At 64.4% G+C, this 13,214-nt stretch carries 13 protein-coding genes; 10 read left to right on the forward strand and 3 right to left on the reverse strand.

From position 1 onward, the window contains the following. The first annotated feature begins 67 nt into the window (after window positions 1-67). From leuA to QF047_RS09035, 3 genes are all read left to right on the forward strand, one after another. Window positions 68-1,807 carry a 2-isopropylmalate synthase gene (gene leuA / locus QF047_RS09025; RefSeq protein ID WP_307275821.1) on the forward strand — a complete coding sequence of 580 codons (1,740 nt, stop codon included), beginning with the start codon at window positions 68-70 and terminating at the stop codon, window positions 1,805-1,807. A 107-nt stretch (window positions 1,808-1,914) separates the two neighbouring features. Then, a complete protein-coding gene (recO, locus tag QF047_RS09030; RefSeq protein WP_307275823.1) occupies window positions 1,915-2,667 on the forward strand; it encodes a DNA repair protein RecO in 753 nt (250 codons plus the stop codon). Window positions 2,668-2,669: 2 nt separating this feature from the next. Beyond that, entirely contained in the window at window positions 2,670-3,509 is an 840-nt protein-coding gene (locus QF047_RS09035) for an isoprenyl transferase (RefSeq protein WP_307275826.1), read from the forward strand. A 59-nt stretch (window positions 3,510-3,568) separates the two neighbouring features. Here QF047_RS09035 and QF047_RS09040 read toward each other — a convergent pair whose 3' ends face one another. After that, complete coding sequence (locus QF047_RS09040) at window positions 3,569-4,627, reverse strand: alpha/beta hydrolase (protein WP_307275829.1); 1,059 nt, start codon at window positions 4,625-4,627, stop codon at window positions 3,569-3,571. 141 nt (window positions 4,628-4,768) lie between these two features. Between QF047_RS09040 and QF047_RS09045 the strand changes: the two genes are divergently transcribed. Further along, a complete protein-coding gene (locus tag QF047_RS09045) occupies window positions 4,769-5,839 on the forward strand; it encodes a quinone-dependent dihydroorotate dehydrogenase (protein WP_307275832.1) in 1,071 nt (356 codons plus the stop codon). A 102-nt stretch (window positions 5,840-5,941) separates the two neighbouring features. Here QF047_RS09045 and QF047_RS09050 read toward each other — a convergent pair whose 3' ends face one another. Next, a complete protein-coding gene (locus QF047_RS09050; protein ID WP_306633575.1) occupies window positions 5,942-6,544 on the reverse strand; it encodes a DUF3043 domain-containing protein in 603 nt (200 codons plus the stop codon). 91 nt (window positions 6,545-6,635) lie between these two features. Here QF047_RS09050 and QF047_RS09055 point away from each other — a divergent pair, with 91 nt between their 5' ends. The 5 genes from QF047_RS09055 (at window position 6,636) to QF047_RS09075 (ending at window position 11,841) form a co-directional block, all read left to right on the forward strand. After that, window positions 6,636-8,078: a dipeptidase gene (locus QF047_RS09055; RefSeq protein ID WP_307275837.1), complete on the forward strand. Its 1,443-nt coding sequence runs from the start codon at window positions 6,636-6,638 to the stop codon at window positions 8,076-8,078. A 176-nt stretch (window positions 8,079-8,254) separates the two neighbouring features. After that, complete coding sequence (locus tag QF047_RS09060; RefSeq protein WP_141160398.1) at window positions 8,255-8,644, forward strand: iron-sulfur cluster assembly accessory protein; 390 nt, start codon at window positions 8,255-8,257, stop codon at window positions 8,642-8,644. Window positions 8,645-8,832: 188 nt separating this feature from the next. Beyond that, on the forward strand, window positions 8,833-9,705 hold the full coding sequence (coxB, locus tag QF047_RS09065) for a cytochrome c oxidase subunit II (RefSeq protein WP_306633573.1): 873 nt from the start codon (window positions 8,833-8,835) through the stop codon (window positions 9,703-9,705). A gap of 10 nt (window positions 9,706-9,715) precedes the next feature. Further along, on the forward strand, window positions 9,716-11,443 hold the full coding sequence (gene ctaD / locus QF047_RS09070) for a cytochrome c oxidase subunit I (protein WP_306633571.1): 1,728 nt from the start codon (window positions 9,716-9,718) through the stop codon (window positions 11,441-11,443). Next, window positions 11,440-11,841, forward strand: a complete 402-nt coding sequence (locus QF047_RS09075; RefSeq protein WP_306633569.1) for a cytochrome c oxidase subunit 4 — start codon at window positions 11,440-11,442, stop codon at window positions 11,839-11,841. Before ctaD ends, QF047_RS09075 begins: the two co-directional genes overlap by 4 nt. Window positions 11,842-11,969: 128 nt before the next feature. On the opposite strand, the gene QF047_RS09080 is transcribed toward QF047_RS09075, so the two are convergent. Continuing rightward, entirely contained in the window at window positions 11,970-12,263 is a 294-nt protein-coding gene (locus QF047_RS09080) for an HPr family phosphocarrier protein (RefSeq protein WP_306633567.1), read from the reverse strand. A gap of 166 nt (window positions 12,264-12,429) precedes the next feature. On the opposite strand from QF047_RS09080, the gene QF047_RS09085 reads away from it, so the two are divergent. Continuing rightward, entirely contained in the window at window positions 12,430-13,200 is a 771-nt protein-coding gene (locus tag QF047_RS09085) for a GntR family transcriptional regulator (protein ID WP_307275848.1), read from the forward strand. The last annotated feature ends 14 nt before the right edge of the window (window positions 13,201-13,214 follow it).

The raw sequence follows: 13,214 nt of genomic DNA on the forward strand, positions 1-13,214 counted from the left end.
TCGCTGCGGAGTTTGTGTTGCCCGGCCACCCTTTCAAAGAAGAACCACAGAAAAGGCCCCGATAGTAATGCGAAACGCACAGAAGCCCTCCGGAATGCCCGCCCACCGCTACACGCCGTTCCAGGACCAGATCAAAGTTGAGCTGCCGGACCGCACCTGGCCGGACAAGATCATCACCAAAGCCCCGCGCTGGTGTGCAGTGGACCTGCGCGACGGCAACCAGGCCCTGATCGATCCGATGAGCCCGGCACGCAAGATGAAGATGTTCGACCTGCTGGTCCGCATGGGCTACAAGGAGATCGAGGTTGGCTTCCCGTCCGCTTCGCAGACGGACTTCGACTTTGTCCGCCAGCTGATCGAGGGCAACCACATCCCGGACGACGTCACCATCCAGGTCCTGACCCAGGCCCGCGAGCACCTGATCGAACGGACCTACGAGTCCCTGGTGGGGGCCAAACAGGCCATCGTCCACCTCTACAACTCCACCTCCGTGCTGCAGCGCCGCGTGGTGTTCAACCAGGACGAGGATGGAATCCTGGATATCGCCCTCCAGGGTGCACGGCTGTGCAAGAAGTACGAAGAAACCCTCGTGGACACCCACGTGACCTACGAATACTCGCCGGAGTCCTTCACCGGCACCGAGCTGGAATACGCCGTGCGGGTGTGCAACGCCGTCGCCGATGTATTTGAGGCCTCCGCGGACCGCCAGGTCATCATCAACCTGCCCGCCACCGTGGAAATGGCCACGCCCAACGTCTACGCGGATTCCATCGAGTGGATGAGCCGGCACCTGCACCCGCGGGACGGCATCATCCTCTCCCTGCACCCGCACAACGACCGCGGAACCGGCGTTGCCGCGGCGGAACTGGGCTACATGGCCGGCGCCGACAGGATCGAAGGCTGCCTGTTCGGCAACGGCGAGCGGACCGGCAACGTGGACCTGGTCACGCTGGGCCTGAACCTTTTCGTCCAGGGCATCGACCCGATGATCGACTTCTCCAACATCGATGACGTCCGCCGGACGGTGGAGTACTGCAACCAGCTGCCTGTTCCGGAGCGTTCCCCCTACGGCGGCGACCTCGTCTTCACTGCATTCTCGGGATCCCACCAGGACGCGATCAAGAAGGGCTTCGAGGCCCTCGAGCGGGATGCAGCCGCCGCCGGCAAGGACGTTTCCGAGGTCACCTGGCAGGTCCCGTACCTGCCCGTGGACCCCAAGGACCTCGGCCGAAGCTACGAAGCAGTCATCAGGGTCAACTCCCAGTCCGGCAAGGGCGGCGTTGCCTACCTGCTGAAGAACGAGCACAGCCTCGACCTGCCGCGCCGCGCCCAGATTGAATTTTCCGGTGTGATCCAGAAGCGCACGGACACTGTGGGCGGCGAAGTCAGCGGAGCCCAGCTGTGGCAGGTCTTCCAGGACGAGTACTTGCCGTCCGGGAAGACCGACGGGCAGTGGGGACGTTACTCCCTGGGCGGGGTCAAAACGGAAACCGATGACGACGGCGGCATGACGCTGCACGCCTCCCTCACCGTGGACGGGGTGCAGGTCCAGCGGACAGGCAGCGGCAACGGTCCCATTGCGGCGCTGCTGAGCATCCTGCGGGAGGATGGCGTGGACGTCCGGGTACTGGACTACAGCGAGCACGCTCTCTCTGAGGGCGGCAACGCGATGGCTGCCGCCTACGTGGAATGCGCCGTGGGGGAGCGGGTGCTCTGGGGTGTGGGCATCGACGCCAACACCAGCATGTCGTCCCTCAAAGCCGTGATCTCAGCGGTAAACCGCGCCATCCGGGACGCCCAGGCCTGATGCCGGCAGCCAGTGCCGCCCGGGAGGTCCCCGGCGGCACTGGCGCGGGTGCTTCTGCTCCGTGGCACCCGGGGGAACGGTGCCCGCAAACGATGGGAAGATAAGGCGTGGCCCAACACTCTTTCGCCTCCCGCGCGTACCGGGACGACGCCGTCGTCCTCCGTACCCACAAACTGGGTGAGGCGGACCGCATCATTACGCTTCTGACCAAACACCACGGCCAAGTCAGGGCTGTCGCAAAGGGAGTGCGACGGACCAGCAGCCGGTTCGGTGCACGCCTTGAGCCCTTTATGGTGGCGGACCTGCAGCTTGTGTCCGGGAAGACTTTGGACATTGTCACCCAGGCGGTGGCCAAGGGGGCGTATGGCGGAACCATAGCCGCTGACTATGGCCGGTACACCGTTGCCGCCGCCATGACGGAAACGGCCGAGAAACTGACGGACGTTGACGGCGAGTCCGGCACCGCGCAGTACAACCTCCTGGTGGGTGCGCTTGCCTCGCTGAGCCGGGCCGAACACGCCGCCGGGCTGATCCTGGACTCCTACCTGCTCCGGGCACTCGCTACCGGAGGCTGGGCGCCGAGCTTCACGGACTGTGCCCGCTGCGGACTGCCCGGCCCGCACAACGCTTTTTCCGCCCCCCTCGGCGGGATGGTGTGCGCCGGGTGCAGGCCGCCGGGTTCGCCCGCACCGGCGGCAGAAACAGTGGTGTTGCTGGCCGCGCTGCTGACCGGGGAGTGGGCCACGGCGGACGCCTCACTGCCGGCGCACCGCAAGGAAGCCGCCGGCCTGGTGGCCGCGTACCTGCAATGGCATCTTGAACGAGTACTGAAATCCCTCAAACATGTGGAGCGCAGCTGACAGTGGCCCTGGGAAAAAAGAACAACGCCCCCCGAAACCGGACGCACCCCGTGGTCGCCCCCTACCCGCACCCCTCCGGGGCAACGGCGCCGTCCATTCCGTCGGAGTTCATTCCACGCCACGTGGCCATCGTGATGGACGGCAATGGCCGCTGGGCCAACCAGCGGGGGCTGCCCAGGATCGAAGGGCATAAAGCCGGGGAGCCCGCACTCCTGGATGTGATGGCCGGGGCTATTGAGCTGGGCATCGAATACGTCAGCGTCTACGCCTTTTCCACGGAAAACTGGCGGCGGTCCCCGGAGGAAGTGCGGTTCCTCATGGGATTTAACAAGGACGTGCTGCGGAGGCAGCGGAACCAGCTCGACGAATGGGGCGTACGGGTCCGCTGGTCCGGCCGCCGGCCCCGGCTTTGGGGCTCAGTAATCCGCGAACTCGAAGAGGCCGAGCAGTTCACTGCCGGCAACAGCACCTGCACGTTGACCATGTGTGTTAATTACGGCGGCCGCGCCGAGATCACCGATGCCGTCTCCGCCATCGCCGCGGACGTAGCAGCCGGCCGGCTCAAGCCCGGCGCCATCACCGAGCGGACCATCCAGAGATACCTTGACGAACCGGACCTCCCCGACGTCGACCTTTTCCTGCGCAGCTCCGGGGAGCAGCGCCTGTCCAACTTCCTGCTCTGGCAGTCCGCCTACGCCGAGTTCGTGTTTATGGACACCCTGTGGCCCGACGTCGACCGGCGGACCCTGTGGGCAGCCGTGGAAGAGTACGCCCGGCGGGACCGGCGGTACGGCGGCGCGGTTGATGCAGCCAAGCCGGCAGACGCGGATTCCGCCGGGTAGGCCTGCATGCCGGTAGACCTGCCAGGCAGGTCCGCATTCTCCCTGCACGCCCGGCTCGGCTATGCAGGCCCGCCATACGCCCGCAGCCAGCGCGCCAGCCTCGCATAGGCGTCCGCCCGGACGTCGGCCGGGGAGAGGAACACATCGTGCAGCGCGCCGTCGATCCTTTCAACCGTGACGGTGCGGCCCAGGGTTAGGGCCCGCGCCGCGATGACGTTGACGTCGAGTACCGCATCCGTCCGCCGCATTTCTTCTGACCAGAAGAGTCCGTTGGCGCTTCCGCGGGACAGCAGCACCAGGACGGGAACCTCGATGTTGAGGCCGCGTGCCACCTTCGCATGACCGGCGAGCACCGCGCTGAGCCAACCCGCCCGGACGGGAAACGCGAAGGGCGGCCGGTACTGGTCATCCACGGCCCATTCGCCGTCCGCCGCGCTGCTGATAGTCCGCCAGTAGAAGCCGCGCGGCGGCAGCCGCAGCACCGCCTCCGGCCGGAATCGCGCCACCGGCCCCACCATGCCGGATGCCGCCCGCCGCACCAGGGCGCTCCCATGCATCTCCAGCCACGGACTGTTCAGGATGAGCTGCGAGACGGTCCCGGGATGCCGGCTTGCCCACAGAGCCGCAACCAGGCCGCCCGTCGAATGCCCCATCAATGTCAGCGGCAGGGCAGCGCCTTCTTGGCTGATGAGCCGGGACGCCATCTCAATTTCAGCGTCGTAATCGGCCAGGTCCGACACATAGCCGCCCGGCGACCCGGCGCGCAGGCTCCGGCCGTGGTTGTGCATATCCAGGGCGTAAAAGTCGTAGCCGGCGGAGGACCAGAAACGCGCCAGGTCAACGTTGAAGAAATAGTCACTCCAGCCGTGCAGGAAAAGCACAGCCCTGCGTGCCGTCGGGGAGGGACCGGATTCCTGGCCGGACGCCCGCCGACCTGATTCCTGCTGGCCCGGCTCCTGCCGGCCTGGTTCCAGCGGGCCGGATTCCGGCGGCCCCGCCTCCCGCTGGCCGGGCCGGAACCTCACCAAGGTGGCGGTCCTTTCCACACCGTCCTGTCCGGCAGCCGAAAAGGCATAGGACTCGAACTCCTCACCCAGTATGTCCCGCTGCCATGCCATGGCTTTATGCTAATCCGGCTGTTCGTCCCCCTGCCGGTTCGGCCCTGTCCGCTGTGGACCGGAATCGATTTTTTCGTCTCCGTCTGGTTTTGGCCAGGCCCCGTTTTGGTGTGGCGCCGCCAAGACGGAAAACTAGAAGGCATGCGCGTATATCCCACCTTCTTCAAGCTGGCCTTTTCATGGATGGACGCCGAGCGCGCCCACACAATCGGATTCAAGGGCATCAGGTTTGCGCACCGCTCCGGCGCCGGGAAGATCCTGGCGAAACTGACAGCGCCCGCACCGTCACTTCAGACGACGGCGTTTGGCATCACCTTTCCGTCACCTTTCGGGCTTGCCGCGGGCTTTGACAAGGAAGGCCACGGCATTGAAGCCCTCACTCAACTCGGCTTCGGCCACGTTGAGGTGGGCACCATCACCGGCCAGGCCCAGCCCGGCAACGAAAAGCCGCGCCTGTTCCGCCTGATTGAGGACCGCGCCGTCATCAACCGGATGGGATTCAATAACGACGGCGCTACCGCCGTAGCCCCGCGGCTGACGGCCGCGCGTGCCGCACTTCAGCGCAGGCATCCTTCAGTGCGCCCCGTCATCGGCGTCAACATCGGCAAAACCAAGGTGGTGGAACTGGCGGACGCCGTGGAGGACTACCTGGCCAGTGCGCGCGCCCTCGCGCCCGCCGCGGATTATCTGGTAGTCAATGTCAGTTCGCCCAATACGCCAGGACTCCGGCTCCTGCAGGATGTGGACAGCCTCCGCCCGCTGCTCACCGCCGTGGGTGAAGAAGCGGACCGCGCCGCCGGCCGCCACGTTCCCTTGCTGGTGAAGATCGCCCCGGACCTGAGCGACGAGGATATCGACGACGTCGCCCGCCTTGCGCTGAACCTGAAGCTGGACGGCATCATCGCCACCAACACCACCATTGCCCGCACAGGCCTGGCTTCCCCCGCGGAACGGGTGGAAAAATGCGGGGCAGGCGGCCTGTCCGGTGCACCGCTGAAGCAACGCTCCCTCGAAGTGCTGCGGCGGCTCAAAAAAGTCACCGGCGATTCGCTGACCCTGGTGGCAGTAGGCGGAGTGGAGACTGCCCAGGATGTCCAGGACAGGCTCGACGCCGGAGCAACGTTGGTGCAGGGCTACACGGCCTTCCTATATGAAGGACCGTTCTGGGCCGCCCGGATCAACCGCCAGCTGGCGAGGAACCGCCGCGCCTGAGCTTCCCTGGCAGGCCTGGCCCAGTCTTCCTTAAGCACGAAACCCCGGCGGGTCATCCCGCCGGGGTTTCGTTTTGTCGTGGAAGCTGGTGCCGGGCCGGCGTCAGGCCGGGTACTGTCCCCGCTTGACCTGCGGCTTGGGCAGGCGCAGCTTACGGAACTGCAGGGAGCGCATGGAGCCGTACCAGACTGTCCCGCGCTCCACCTCGCCGAACTTCCGGGCCAGCTGGCTGCGAAGCTTGCGGGAGAGGATAAACACGTCGATAAAGACGGCCAGGAACATCACCCAGAAACCGCCCAGGACATAGATCATCATGTCGCTGGACGCCGGGACCACCAATGACACAAGGACAAACACCAGGGCACCGAACATCAGGTATTCACCGAGGCTGAACCGGGCATCAACGTAGTCACGCGCGAACCGCTTCTGAGGGCCCTTGTCCCGCAGCGGAAGGAACTTCTCGTCGCCCGTGTCCAGCGCCTGGCGCATCTTGACCCGCTGGTCCTGGACAGCCTGGCGCTCGGCAGCCTTTGAGGCTTTACGGTCCTCCGGCACCAGCGGGCGCCTGCGGGCCGCTTCCTGCGCCTTGCGCGTTGGGGTGGGGGCTCCCTTGCCAGCTATGCCGCCCTGCCGCGCCGCAGCATCCGCAGCCAGCTGGTCTAATGATTCCTGCGCCGAGGGCGCTTCCTTTTTACGTCCGAACACCTCAACAGAATACCTTGCGGATCGGCGCCGGTTTCCTGCGAACAGACATGCCTGCGGTGACGGCCAATGTGACGAGGGTAATGTTTTTTCCATGACTTCACCCTCACCGGCAACCCCGGACCGTATTAGTGCGGACCAACCCGCCGCCTCCGTCGCAGGCCCGGGCACGGAAGACCTCCGCGCCGCCATAGACCGGACCTTTGACCAGACCCTTGCCCGCCTCAAGGAACTCGTCGCGATTCCCGGTATCGCCTGGCCCAGCTTTGACAGGTCGCCCCTTGGGCGCAGCGCAGAAGCCGTCTCGGTGCTGCTGCGGGACTGCGGGCTCGACGACGTCCGGATCCTGGCCTGTGACAAGCCGGACGGCACTCCCGGCGGTCCCGCCGTCGTCGCCCGCCGTCCCGCCGCTGAAGGCAAGCCGACCATCCTGTTGTACGCGCACCACGATGTCCAGCCCGCGGGCGACGAGTCTTTGTGGGAAACGGAGCCGTTCACTGCAGTCGAAAAGGACGGGCGGCTCTACGGCCGCGGCGCCGCGGATGACAAAGCCGGCATCATGGCCCACATCGCCGCCTACGCTGCCGTGTCCGAGGTGCTCGGCGAGGAGCTTGGCCTGGGCGTTACGTTCTTCATCGAGGGTGAAGAGGAAGCCGGCTCGCCCACCTTCCGGCCTTTCCTGGAGGCAAACCGGGAATTGCTCCGTGCCGACGTCATTGTCGTCGCCGATTCCAGCAACTGGAAGGTGGGCATTCCAGCCCTGACAACCAGCCTCCGGGGGCTTGTGGACGGGACCATCGAAGTGCAGGTCCTGGAGCACGCGGTCCACTCAGGGATGTTCGGCGGCCCGGTACTGGATGCCCCCACCCTCCTGGCACGCCTGATCGCCACCCTCCATGACGACGACGGCAACGTCGCCATTGCGGGGCTCGTCGCCTCCGATACCACCCCAGTGGATTTCCCCGAAGCCGATTACCGGGCCGATGCCTCGGTACTTGACAGCGTCCGGCTGGCCGGCACAGGCAGTATCGCCTCCCGGCTCTGGACCAAGCCCGCGCTGTCAATCATCGGGTTCGACGCGCCGGCCGTGGACGTGGCGTCCAATACGCTGCTGCCCAAGGCGCGGGCCAAGTTCAGCCTGCGGCTGGCTCCCGGGCAGGCGCCCGAAGAAGCGATGCAGGCTGTCCGGAAGCACGTTCAAGCCAACGCTCCGTTCGGTGCGAAAGTCACCTTCACTCCGGGGGAGAGCGGCAACCCGTTCCAGACGGACACTTCCTCAGCGGCTGCAGCCATCGCCATGTGGGCGCTGGGAGAGGCGTGGGGCGTGCCGGCCGTAGAGACAGGAATCGGCGGTTCCATTCCCTTCATTGCCGATCTTACGGAGCTGTACCCCGATGTCCAGATTCTCGTGACGGGTGTGGAGGACCCGGACTCGCGGGCGCACAGCGCCAACGAGTCCCTGCATCTTGGCGATTTCCGGAACGCCATCCTCGCCGAAGCGCTGATGCTTGCAAGGTTGAACAGCGCAGGGCTCTAGGAACCACCGGTTCCGGAGAGGTTCCGCGGGAACAAGAACCGCACTCTCATGGTTACGTCAGGAGTTAGAGCTACAGGTGCGCCACGCGTAGCATGTAGCTATAGCCCATACCGAATCCGTAGGGGCAGGCCACCGTTAGCCGCGGGGCCGCCAGACCGTCCTAAGAAGGTAGGCCAATGAGCACCGCAACTAATGAGAACAGCACCGAGACCACCAGCGCTGCCACTGATGAACTGCCCGTCCACGAGGTCAACCTGACCGACGTCGCCGCAGGCAAGGTCCGCAGCCTCCTTGAGCAGGAAGGCCGCACGGACCTCCGCCTCCGCGTCGCCGTGCAGCCCGGCGGCTGCTCCGGGCTGATTTACCAGCTCTACTTCGACGAGCGTCTCCTTGACGGAGATGCCGTCCGCGACTATGACGGCGTTGAAGTAGTGGTGGACAAGATGAGCGTTCCGTACCTCAGTGGCGCCAGCATCGACTTTGAGGACACGATTGCGAAGCAGGGCTTCACCATCGACAACCCGAACGCCGGCGGCTCCTGCGCCTGTGGAGATTCCTTCCACTAGAAACCGGTTGTTTCGCCTGGTGCCGGCGCCGTGGCCTCCCGCAGCTATTAACTGCGGGAGCCACGGCGCCGACATGTGGGCGAAACGCCCGGGGGAGCGGTAAGCTCTACACCGAGTAGTAAAACTTTTAGTGTGCCCGCGGCGCCGATGGCTGCCCGGACAACAGCAACAAGTAGGAAGGGCCGTCTGTGAGTTCGCAGAACCGAACCGGCAGCCGACGCAAAACGATCACCACGATCTCAAGCTTGGCGATTGCCGGCGCGTTGGTTTTGACCGGATGTTCGCCAGAGGTAGAGAAGGGGTGGCTGCCGACAGAGCGTGGCACCACCAGCAACAGCGACCGCATCATGGACCTCTGGGTCAACTCATGGATTGCCGCCCTTGCTGTGGGCATCATTACCTGGGGCTTGATTGTCTGGTGCCTCGTCGCGTACCGGCGCCGCAAGGGCACCGTGGGGTTCCCGCGGCAGACCAGCTTCAACCTTCCCCTGGAAGTCTTCTACCTGACCATCCCGTTGTTCATGGTCCTGGTGTTCTTCTACTTCACTGACCGCGACCAGCAGGCCATTGATGACCGGTCGCAGCCCGCCGACGTCGTTGTTGACGTACGCGGCAAGCAGTGGTCCTGGGACTTCAACTACAAGTCCGGCGATGTCATCGAAGAAGACGTCCACGAGGCTGGCGTCCAGGCGCACCTCACCGGCAACACGATCGACAAGGAACAGCTGCCTACGCTGTACCTGCCCGTCAACAAGTCCGTTGACCTCGAGCTCAACGCACGCGACGTGCTCCACTCCTTCTGGGTTCCCGCCTTCCTGCAGAAGCGCGACATGATCCCGGGCAAGACCAACTACATCCGGTTTACCCCCACCGCAGAGGGCACCTACGACGGCAAGTGCGCCGAACTTTGCGGCGAGTACCACTCCGAGATGCTGTTCCGCGTCAAGGTGGTGTCGGAAGCTGAATTCCAGGCACACCTGGCAGAGCTCAAGGCATCCGGCAACACGGGCCTCCTCGGTGTGGAGTACGACCGCAACCCGAACCTGAACGAAATTAAGTAAGGGGAGCGACGTGGCTACGTACACTCAATCCGCACCCGCCGGAGCCCTCACCGCTCCCGTGGTTCCTAAATCCAAGGGGCGCATCGTCGTCAACTGGATCACCTCCACCGACCACAAGACCATCGGGTACATGTACCTGATCGCCTCATTTGTGTTCTTCTGCTTCGGCGGCGTCATGGCGCTGCTCATCCGCGCCGAGCTGTTCGAACCCGGCATGCAGATCCTGCAGACCAAAGAGCAGTACAACCAGTTGTTCACCATGCACGGCACCGTGATGCTGCTGATGTTTGCCACCCCGCTCTTCGCAGGTTTCGCAAACGTCATCATGCCGCTACAGATCGGTGCACCCGACGTCGCCTTCCCGCGTTTGAACGCGCTGGCTTTCTGGTTCTTCCTCTTCGGCTCCACCATTGCGGTATCCGGCTTCATCACCCCGCAGGGTGCCGCCTCCTTCGGCTGGTTCGCCTACGCGCCGCTGTCCAACACCACCTTCAGCCCCGGCATTGGTGGTGACCTGTGGGTGTTCGGCCTGGCCCTGTCCGGTTTCGGAACCATCCTCGGCGCCGTCAACTTCATCACCACCATCATCTGCATGCGTGCCCCGGGCATGACCATGTGGCGGATGCCCATCTTCACCTGGAACACCCTGGTCACCGCCATCCTGGTGCTCATGGCGTTCCCGCCGCTGGCCGCCGCCCTGTTCGCACTGGGTGCTGACCGTCGCTTCGGTGCGCACATCTTCGACCCCGAAAACGGCGGTGCCGTCCTGTGGCAGCACCTGTTCTGGTTCTTCGGCCACCCCGAGGTGTACATCATCGCGCTGCCGTTCTTCGGCATCGTTTCGGAGATTTTCCCGGTCTTCAGCCGCAAGCCGATCTTCGGCTACAAGGGCCTCGTGTACGCCACGATTGCCATCGCTGCCCTCTCCGTGACGGTGTGGGCACACCACATGTACGTCACCGGGGCCGTGCTGCTGCCGTTCTTCTCGTTCATGACCATGCTCATCGCGGTTCCCACCGGCGTGAAGTTCTTCAACTGGATCGGCACCATGTGGCGCGGTTCACTGACCTTCGAAACCCCGATGCTCTGGAGCATCGGCTTCCTGATCACGTTCCTCTTCGGTGGCCTCACCGGCATCATCCTGGCCTCTCCGCCGCTGGACTTCCACGTCTCCGACTCCTACTTCGTGGTGGCACACTTCCACTACGTGGTGTTCGGCACCGTGGTGTTCGCCATGTTCGCCGGCTTCTACTTCTGGTGGCCCAAGTGGACCGGCAAGATGCTGAACGAGCGCCTGGGCAAGATCCATTTCTGGATGCTGTTCCTGGGCTTCCACGGCACCTTCCTGATCCAGCACTGGCTGGGTGTTGAAGGTATGCCCCGCCGCTACGCGGACTACCTGGTGGAGGACAACTTCACCTGGATGAACCAGTTCTCCACCGTGGCTTCGTTTGTCCTCGGCGCATCGCTGATCCCGTTCTTCTGGAACGTCTACATCACCTGGCGCAGTGCCGAGAGGGTCCAGGTGGATGATCCCTGGGGCTTCGGCGCCTCCCTGGAGTGGGCCACGTCCTGCCCGCCGCCACGGCACAACTTCACCTCGCTGCCCCGGATCCGTTCGGAGCGTCCCGCCCTTGACCTCCACCACCCCGAGCTTCGACAGTTCCAAACTGTCGAATCACCGGCTCCCGCGGCCCAGGTGCTCGGTAACGCCGACCAGAAGGACACTGCACAGTGAAAATCGAATCTTGGATCTTTGGTTCCGGAGTCTTCTTCTTTGTACCGGTCTCGTTGGTGTACGGGTTCCTCACCGGCTGGGGTGAGTGGGTCGGTATCCTGGGCATCCTCCTGGTCGGTGGCCTCGCCGGCATGATCGGCGGATACCTTGGCTTCACCGGCAAGCGTGTTGGCATGCGTCCGGAGGACCGCAGCGACGCTGAGATCCACGAGGGTGCCGGCGAACAGGGCCACTTCAGCCCCTGGAGCTGGTGGCCGCTGGTTTTGGGCATCTCCTGTGCAACAGGATTCCTTGGTCTGGCGGTAGGCTTCTGGATTGTCTTTATCGCAGCAGGCCTGGCCGTTGTGGCACTCGTAGGCTGGGTCTACGAATACAGCCGCGGAGACCACGCCCACTAGGCATAAAGCAATAAACAACGACGGCGGGCCTCACCTGAAAAGGTGAGGCCCGCCGTCGTTGTTGCATCCTTTGGCAAGTCTGGCAGGGATGGCCTCCGCCGCTGCGGTTCAGTTCGGCGCCAGCGCCGCTACCCGGCGCCCTGCGACTCCAGCAACCTGCCGAGCGTTCGGAGGCTTTCCTGCGCTTTTTCGCGGCCCAGCGGCCCTTCCAGGGCCGAATCCGCGACCCTCAGTTCCACTTCGCAACCATGATGGAAGTCAGCAGTCATCACCTGCAGCAGCGAGCGGGCATCGACGCCCCTGATGCCCGCCTTCGTGATGGTCACGGGAAGCCCGGTCTCAGTAACTGCCCGGACAAATACGGCAGCTGGACGCGCATGCAGTCCGATCGAGGCTGTGACCACGGCCTTCTGAGTTGGCAACGGGACTCCTTCTGTATGACGGCCCCATCCGTCGGATATCGAATTTTTCCTGTCCAATATATCGGCACTTCCCGCTGGTCAACGAAATGCTCCGGTACTGTGGCGCGCAGTGGTCTAGACCTGCCCTAAAATGGCTAGGTGAACTCAATCCAAAGCCCGGTGTTCCGTGGCCGGTAGCGCTGCAGCCATCGCTGGGGAAATCGACCGGTCCAGCGGGACGGCCATCTATGTCCAGCTGCGGGAAATCCTTCGAACCTACATCGTCGAGTCCTGCCGGCCAGGATCGGCGCTGCCCTCGGAACGCGACCTGGCGGAACGGTTCGGCCTCGCCAGGATGACGGTGCGGCAGGCGATCGATGCCTTGGTGGGCGAAGAGGTGATTGAGCGGGTAGTAGGGCTTGGGACCTTTGTACGCAGGCCGAAACTGGACCTGCAGGTCAAGCTGACCTCGTACAGCGAGGAGATGCAGCGCCGCGGGATGGTCCCCGCCGCGAAGGTCCTGAGTTTCGAACAGATTGGTGCCAGTGCCTTCCTTGCCCGCGAGCTCCAGCTGGACGAGGGGACACCGCTGGTCCGGTTCCGGCGCCTGCTGCTGGCGGATGGTGAGCCCATGAGTGTGGACGAGAACTTCATCCCGGCCCATCGGGTTCCGGGCCTGCTGGATGGCGAGCCTCCCACCTCGCTGTACAACGTACTCAATGAACAATACGGCCTGGTGATGGAGTGGGGGGAGGACATGATCGAAGCTACTGCTGCCTCACCCTCCACAGCGCGGCTGCTGAACGTCGAAGTAGGCGCACCGTTGCTGAAGATCCAGCGCCACGCCTTCGTGTCGCGGACCATGGTGGACTATTCCGTGTCCTACTACCGTGCCGACCGGTACAAGCTGTGGGTGCCGTTGCAGCGGCCCGGCGCACGCCGCTCCCGCACCCACTGAACGCAGCTCGCCGA

Origin of the sequence: Arthrobacter sp. W4I7 (assembly GCF_030816215.1) — a bacterium.
Classification (GTDB): domain Bacteria; phylum Actinomycetota; class Actinomycetes; order Actinomycetales; family Micrococcaceae; genus Arthrobacter; species Arthrobacter siccitolerans_A.

Excerpts from the sequence above, each read along its gene's own strand:
- QF047_RS09060 (WP_141160398.1), top strand. The coding sequence starts at position 8,255 with ATGAGCACCGCAACTAATGAGAACAGCACCGAGACCACCAGCGCTGCC.
- QF047_RS09040 (WP_307275829.1), bottom strand. The coding sequence starts at position 4,627 with ATGGCATGGCAGCGGGACATACTGGGTGAGGAGTTCGAGTCCTATGCC.
- QF047_RS09045 (WP_307275832.1), top strand. The coding sequence starts at position 4,769 with ATGCGCGTATATCCCACCTTCTTCAAGCTGGCCTTTTCATGGATGGAC.
- QF047_RS09055 (WP_307275837.1), top strand. The coding sequence starts at position 6,636 with ATGACTTCACCCTCACCGGCAACCCCGGACCGTATTAGTGCGGACCAA.
- leuA (WP_307275821.1), top strand. The coding sequence starts at position 68 with ATGCGAAACGCACAGAAGCCCTCCGGAATGCCCGCCCACCGCTACACG.